The sequence below is a fragment of the Bifidobacterium jacchi genome (genome assembly GCF_009078285.1).
Taxonomy (GTDB): domain Bacteria; phylum Actinomycetota; class Actinomycetes; order Actinomycetales; family Bifidobacteriaceae; genus Bifidobacterium; species Bifidobacterium jacchi.
The window spans coordinates 1-315 of record NZ_RQSP01000132.1; the positions used below are offsets into that span (position 1 = coordinate 1).

At 55.9% G+C, this 315-nt stretch carries 1 protein-coding gene; it reads left to right on the top strand.

What is annotated here, in order from left to right; translation table 11 throughout:
- Nucleotides 1-55 precede the first annotated feature (55 nt).
- Nucleotides 56-315: hypothetical protein (locus EHS19_RS11175; RefSeq protein ID WP_206666374.1), on the top strand; the 260-nt coding region annotated here is incomplete at its 3' end.

Sequence of the window (315 nt, forward strand, 5' to 3'; positions counted from 1 at the left end):
GAAGCCCTCTATGGTGAACACACCTTGGAAGGACGATACGGGCGGTTGGAGGCGTTTGCTGCGCGGCGTACTCGCGGGCACGCTCGCACTCGCCACATTGGCGGGCACAATCACGTCCGCCGCCTATGCGGATCCGATCGGCAGCGGGAGCAGTCCGATCTCGCAAAACAAGACTGCTAGTGTTAATCACGATACATCACAGGCCAATTCTTCCGATGCAACGAATCCATTGGATCCCTTTGCAAAAACCGGAGCTGGGAACGGAGATAGTTCTAATAACGGCTACGGAACCGCTGAATCACCGATTGAGGAACT